Consider the following 1,055-nt stretch of genomic DNA (forward strand, 5'->3'; position numbering starts at 1 on the left):
CCGTTATCACCGTCCGGCCCTCATTCAGGGTACGAAACAACGCGTTGGCATAGGGATAGCTCGGCAATTTTCGCCCCGCTTCCCGCCGGGTTTCTACACTGATAATGGCGTGTGTCACGGCGACCTGAAAATGATTAACAGCGACTAAGGCTAAATGGTTCGGGATCATACGACATGCCCTCCCATACGCAACGCCACAGCCAGCTCATTCGCTTGTGTATAGCCTGCATGAATGTATTCAGCCAGAATATCCAGCACTCCCCTGATACTGTCAGGTTCAAAACAGTCACGGCTATAGAACCATGCTACTGACTCGCCGTCCTCAAACCACAGCCGCCCATACCAGTAAGGGGATTCATGGCTCGGACTGACTATCTCAATGTATACTGTCGGGGCCATCTTACAATTCAGACGTAGATGAACCGGATATTCTCCGCCCCACTCTTGTCGAAACTCGCAATCAACACCCCAGTATTCAGGCAATGACAAGCAAGCTATCACCGCACTGGACAATGTTTGACGAAAAACCTCGCCCCGTTCGCGGTACTGCTCAAAATCAGTGGAGGTAAAGGCTTGCAGCTTCAATAACGTGAATTTTTCTTCTTGGGTCATGGTGTGTTATGCCGCCTTTTCAGACGGCACCTCCGGTTAGGCAGCAGCAGAATCATCGGTAGAAGAGAGAGAAACGGTTTCATCCATCGGGAGCAGACATTCCGGCACCCAACGGGTTTGCGCTATCTCAACCGCTGCCAAATGGGCTGCATCGCCCTTTTTCATCTTGAGAACGGAGGCCGCTTGCGCGTCTTTCTCAATGGCGGTTAATGCCTCACTCATCTGTACTTTGCTGATACGCCCAAAATAGTTTTCTTTGGTCGGTTGCCACCAGTTACGCAGATCAAACTCCAGCGCGTTCTCAACCGATACCAGCTCCCCGCCCACTTTGCCGTCCATTCCTGCATTACACTGCACGGCATCCAACGACAGACCGACGCAATAGGTCAGCAGTGCTATAACTTCGGCTTGATCCCATGTCAGCAACCACGAAAAATCACTTT

The 1,055-nt window shown here is 51.4% G+C and carries 1 protein-coding gene and 1 pseudogene; both read right to left on the reverse strand.

The genetic code is table 11. The features are described 5' to 3' along the window. Positions 1 to 165: 165 nt before the first annotated feature. Positions 166 to 612 (reverse strand): conjugation system SOS inhibitor PsiB family protein, encoded by a 447-nt coding sequence (locus tag AEP37_RS23795; protein WP_049615652.1) that lies wholly within the window; start codon positions 610 to 612, stop codon positions 166 to 168. Positions 613 to 648: 36 nt separating this feature from the next. After that, positions 649 to 1,055, reverse strand: a pseudogene (locus AEP37_RS26805) (ParB/RepB/Spo0J family partition protein); the annotation flags it as partial.

The organism is Yersinia pekkanenii, assembly GCF_001152565.1.
GTDB lineage: Bacteria > Pseudomonadota > Gammaproteobacteria > Enterobacterales > Enterobacteriaceae > Yersinia > Yersinia pekkanenii.

What these genes read in the sequence shown, in the direction of transcription:
- AEP37_RS23795 (WP_049615652.1), bottom strand. Translation starts at nt 612, where the DNA reads ATGACCCAAGAAGAAAAATTCACGTTATTGAAGCTGCAAGCCTTTACC.